We start from the raw sequence: 5,069 nt of genomic DNA on the forward strand, positions 1-5,069 counted from the left end.
CGTCGATTTAAGAGCAGCCCACGAAAAATCTCTTTACATGGGATTAAATGTATTTAATGGTGGAGTGGCCGATATGTATCACGAGGGTGTCGTTGAACCGCAAAGAGTCAAAAAACAGGCAATTCAATCTGCAGCAGAAGCTACAGAGATGCTCCTTCGTATCGATGATATGATCGCTTCAAAAGGTATAAGCGGCGGTGATATGGAAGGAATGGAAGGCATGCCTGGTGGAATGCCTCCAATGATGTAATTAGGGCTTAAGGCCTTAAATTCTTTTATTTTTTAATATAATTAAATTTTATTTTTAAAATACTTAAATATTAGTTGGATTGAAATTTTGATATATTAACAAAAGGGATTTTATTTTAATTGAGCTGTAATCCATAGGTATATGTAATTCAAAATATAATCTAAAATATAAAATCAGGACATGATTGAATGATAGAATATGTTTTTGGTCTGGCTGTGAGGGTTCTTTTAACTGATGATCAAGGTAAAATCCTTATTATTAAGAGATCTTCTGATTCTCGAACTAACCCTGGAAAATGGGAGCTTCCTGGAGGAAAAGTAGATCAGGGAGAATCATTTGATCAGGCGCTTATAAGAGAAGTATATGAGGAAACAAAGTTAAAAATAGCATTAGATCATGTTGTTGGAGTATCTGAACAAAATTTACCTTTAATAAGGGCAGTACATATTATCATGTCTGGTAAAATAGTAGAAGGTGAACTTAATCTTAGCGATGAACATGAAGGTTATGCATGGGTATTTTTTGAAAATCTCACTGATTATGAATTAGCTGACTGGTTCCATGATTTTATTATAAATCAAAATACTGCTAAAAGTGAACCTGATGATAAACACGAGGAAAAAATAAGTTCTAAAGAAGCTTTAAAACCGTTTATAACTCCAATTAAAACATCCGTAGATAAAATGTTAGGTAAAAAATAGATTATTTTTTTAAGAATTATAAATATATCTTCAGATTTAATGACCCTAAAATATCGTCTTTAGTCTTATTTTTTAAATTATTTTCTTATTCGATGCTTTATACCTTCTAAAAGATGCAATTTAATCAGAATATTTATAATGATTAATCAATATTTATAATGATTAATAATAGTAAAATATTTATACTAAAAAGAACTTAGAAATTATCACAATTGATTTAAAAAAATTAAAAACGGCGGGAGAAAAAATGGTACATGATACGGATGTCCTGCTTAATGAAAAAAGGATTTTCAAACCAAGTGAAACAATAGTTGGAAAAGCACACATAAAAGATTTGGAAGCAGAACTTGAAAAAGGAAAAGATATAGAAAAATACTGGGCAGAGAAAGCCGAACAATTTGTCTGGTTTAAAAAACCAGATAAAATATTGGATGACAGCAATAAACCATTCTTTAAATGGTATGTAAATGGAAAAATCAATTTGGCATACAATGCTGTTGATAGATGGATCCACACAGATAAAAGAAACCAGATAGCTATCCTGTATGTAAATGAAAGAGGACATGAGAAGAAATTAACTTATTACGAACTTTACAGAGAAGTAAATAAGTTTGCAAATGCACTTAAAAATTTAGGAGTAAAAAAGGGAGATAAGGTCTCAACATATCTTCCAATGTGTCCAGAACTCATTATTTCATTATTAGCATGTACTAAAATAGGAGCAATACACAGCGTAGTTTATTCAGGATTAAGTGTAGGTGCATTTGTAGAGCGAATAAACGATGCAGAAGCAAAAATTTTGATAACAGCAGATGGAACATTTAGAAGAGGCAAAGTAATAGATTTAAAGAAAATTGCAGATGAAGCAATGCTTCAATGTCCTACAGTAGAAACTGTAATTGTGGTTAAACACACTGGAATTCCAATAGAAATCTCAGATTTAAGTGGAAGGGAAATATTTTATGAGACATTGATTGAGGGAGAACCAGCAGAATGTGAAGCAGAAGAAATGGATGCAGAAGATCCTCTGTTTCTTTTATACACTTCTGGAAGTACAGGAAAACCAAAGGGAGTTTTACATACAACTGCAGGATACATGGTAGGCGTTGCAACAACACTTAAAAACGTATTCAATATACATGATGGAGATCTCTGGTGGTGTACTGGAGATATTGGATGGATTACAGGCCATAGTTATGTCATTTACGGTCCTCTTCTTCTTGGTACAACTACTCTTGTATATGAAGGAGCTCCAGATTACCCCGACCCTGGAATCTGGTGGAAAATAGTGGAAAAATATGGGGTAACCAAATTTTACACTGCACCAACAGCTATAAGACATCTTATGAGATTTGGAAAGAAGTATCCAAGTTTATACAACCTTTCATCCCTTAAAATCCTTGGAACTGTGGGTGAACCAATAAATCCTGAGGCATGGATGTGGTTTTACAAAAATGTTGGAGGAGAGCAGTGCCCTATAATGGATACATGGTGGCAAACAGAAACAGGAATGCATATGATTGCACCTTTACCTGTGACTCCTCTTAAACCAGGTTCAGCAACAAAAGCATTACCAGGAATAGATGCTGATGTTGTGGATGATGAGGGAAATCCAGTTCCACTGGGAAAAGGAGGTTTACTGGTAATTAAAAAACCGTGGCCTTCGATGTTCAGAACTCTGTATAAAGATGAGGAAAGGTATGTAAATGCCTACTGGAACGAAATTCCAGGATGCATATATGCAGCAGGAGATATAGCCAGAAAAGACGAAGACGGCTACTTCTGGATACAGGGGAGATCAGATGATGTCCTAAAGATAGCAGGACATAGAATTGGTACTTCTGAAGTTGAATCTGCGTTTGTAAGCCACCCTGCAGTCGCAGAAGCAGCAGTAATTGGTAAATCAGATCCAATTAAAGGAGAAGTTATTAAAGCATTTGTAATTTTAAGAGAAGGTTATAACCTTAATACAAAGTTAATAGAAGAACTTAAAAAACATGTAAGATACGAATTAGGACCAGTTGCAGTTTTAGGCCAAATAACTCAGGTTGATTCACTTCCCAAAACCAGAAGTGGAAAAATAATGAGGAGAGTTTTAAGAGCGAGAGAGAGAGGAGAAGATATAGGAGATACATCAACACTTGAAGAATAAATGTGATAGAAAGAAGGGATTCAAATGGTTGAAGATATAATGTCCAATGTGCAGATAAAGGATACAACTGCAAATCCTGCACCTCTTGGACTTTTAGGATTTGGATTAACAACTGTCCTTTTAAATATCCATAATGCAGGATTTTATGATCTAAACAGTATGATACTGGCTATGGGGATAGCCTATGGGGGAATAGCACAGATAATTGCAGGTGCAATGGAATATAAGAAGGGAAATACATTTGCAACTGTCGCATTCAGCTCATATGGGTTGTTCTGGTGGTCACTTGTGCTCCTGCTTGTCTTACCAAAGATGAATCTAGCAACCGCAGCGGATCCCATATCCTTAGGAGCTTATCTTTTTATGTGGGGGCTCTTTACTTTAGTAATGTTCTTTGGAACTTTAAAATTAACTCGAGGACTACAGGTTATATTCTTAAGTCTTGCAATACTGTTTTTCCTCTTATCTTTAGGAGAATTTACAGGTAACGGATTGATAACAGTGATTGCAGGATATGAGGGGATATTTACTGGAGCAAGCGCAATTTATGTAGGTCTTGCAGAGGTGATTAATGAGGTTTATGACAGAAATGTTTTACCAGTTTAGCGGAGATCTTAGAATTATTTTTATTCTTTTTTAATGATTTTAAAGAACTTAACAATCTTAAATATATTCTGAAATGCAAAAGAAAATTATCTCATGATTTTACTGCAGATTATTAATCTGTATCCAGTGAAGATAGTATTTACTCTCTTTTTTTTTAAATTGAGTCTCATTTAAAACTAAAAGTAATTTTTAAAATATAATCGCTTAAAATTCAAATCAATAGCATCTATTTAGTTTATTTCCATTAATATTGACTATTTAAACTAATTTAATCACTTAAAAATATTTATTAATCGTTATTTTAAAATTTAAGTCTTTTAAGCCCGTATTTTTCAAAAAAAATGAAACGTTTAAATAATGGTTATATCAATCTTATAACAGATGTTTCATAGTTTTATGTAATAAAAACGAAGAAATATGGAATAATATAAAATTAAAGAGGCGGTGAAATGGAAAATGAAAACTGTTTGCATGAGTTGTTAGACATGTTCATACATCTTTTGCGGAGTAAAGAAGTGGATAGCAACGAAGAAGAACAGATGTTTTTAAACAGGCTATTCAGCCTAAAAAGGAAAGTTTCTGTAGAAATTAAATACCTTAAAGAGGGAGATCCAAGCCTGAATGTAGGAAGAGTATTACTGGATAATATAACAAATGAAATTAAGAAAGAAATTTTCTACAATACAATTGCCTTTGCAGAATACAGAGAAGCAGGTGAGGAAATAATTCTTGTTAAAGGAAATGAAAATGCAATGGACGCACTTTTAAGACAAGCTGAAATGTTAGGAATTAAATGGAAAAATTTAGACTTTCAAGACCGTATAATGGATATGAGGAACTAAATATATTTCTGATAATTATTTACACTGTTTCCATCTTTAGTATTCAATAATTTCCATTAATGCAAAGATAAAATAGACTTAATAGAGAATATCTTATTGCATACGCTAAATTAAAATATATTTTATGAAATCAAAGTCTAAATCTTTAAAAATTAAAAAAGAACTTAAACTTTAATTTCAAATCCCAGATCAACTTCATTAGCAGGTTTACCTCCTTTAATGCCCCAATTTTTTAAAGGGGGCTCATATAACACCATTACTATGCCATCGCCATTTATTCCTGGATCTGAAGCTAAATTGTTTACTATGGCTTTATATAGTGCTTTTTTAGATTCTATAGATCTTCCTTTAAATAAAGTAATTTCAATAAGAGCCACATTGTCTGTTTTAGTGGATGGTATCTCAAAGTACTCCTTATCGAGCTCATACATCCTCTGTAACCTATCATAATCTGGGATTTTAATTGCCTCAACTAGAGCATCATGAACTCCATCTAATATTGCCTTTTTATATTTTTC

Annotated in this window: 6 protein-coding genes; 5 read left to right on the top strand and 1 reads right to left on the bottom strand. The window is 32.8% G+C overall.

The genetic code is table 11. The features are described from left to right. The 5 genes from QMD61_11405 to QMD61_11425 all read left to right on the top strand — a co-directional run. Positions 1 to 250, top strand: a 250-nt coding sequence (locus QMD61_11405; GenBank protein MDI6725239.1) for a TCP-1/cpn60 chaperonin family protein, incomplete at its 5' end; no start/stop codon positions are given. A gap of 188 nt (positions 251 to 438) precedes the next feature. Beyond that, positions 439 to 951, top strand: coding sequence for an NUDIX domain-containing protein (locus QMD61_11410; GenBank protein MDI6725240.1), 513 nt, complete (start codon positions 439 to 441; stop codon positions 949 to 951). 247 nt (positions 952 to 1,198) lie between these two features. Next, entirely contained in the window at positions 1,199 to 3,103 is a 1,905-nt protein-coding gene (acs, locus tag QMD61_11415; protein ID MDI6725241.1) for an acetate--CoA ligase, read from the top strand. A 24-nt stretch (positions 3,104 to 3,127) separates the two neighbouring features. After that, a complete protein-coding gene (locus QMD61_11420) occupies positions 3,128 to 3,709 on the top strand; it encodes an acetate uptake transporter (protein MDI6725242.1) in 582 nt (193 codons plus the stop codon). Between the two features lie 449 nt (positions 3,710 to 4,158). Beyond that, entirely contained in the window at positions 4,159 to 4,551 is a 393-nt protein-coding gene (locus QMD61_11425) for a hypothetical protein (GenBank protein MDI6725243.1), read from the top strand. 164 nt (positions 4,552 to 4,715) lie between these two features. On the opposite strand, the gene QMD61_11430 is transcribed toward QMD61_11425, so the two are convergent. After that, on the bottom strand, positions 4,716 to 5,069 hold a 354-nt coding region (locus tag QMD61_11430), incomplete at its 5' end, for a tautomerase family protein (protein MDI6725244.1).

Origin of the sequence: Methanobacterium sp. (assembly GCA_030017655.1) — an archaeon.
Lineage (GTDB): Archaea > Methanobacteriota > Methanobacteria > Methanobacteriales > Methanobacteriaceae > Methanobacterium_D.